Here is a 218-nt window from a genome sequence, read left to right as displayed (position 1 = left end):
CGAGGCACCATTATTTGGTACTTAACAAATAATGGTCTTTATAGACCTGATGTTGAGACAAGTAATTCCCCTTTAGTTCAGTTGGTAGAACGGCGGACTGTTAATCCGTATGTCGCAAGTTCAAGTCTTGCAAGGGGAGCCATTTTTAAAGGACTTCATTTTATATGAGGTTTTAATTGAAGAGTTTAACTCTTTAAGCAAAGAATTTAGTGTGCCGA

At 37.6% G+C, this 218-nt stretch carries 1 tRNA gene; it reads left to right on the top strand.

The features are described from left to right. Positions 1-66: 66 nt before the first annotated feature. A tRNA-Asn gene (locus AB4133_RS21950) sits at positions 67-142 on the top strand. The last annotated feature ends 76 nt before the right edge of the window (positions 143-218 follow it).

Source organism: Vibrio sp. 10N.286.52.F8, assembly GCF_041468745.1.
Classification (GTDB): domain Bacteria; phylum Pseudomonadota; class Gammaproteobacteria; order Enterobacterales; family Vibrionaceae; genus Vibrio; species Vibrio crassostreae_C.
This window is presented reverse-complemented; position numbering and strand designations above follow the sequence as displayed.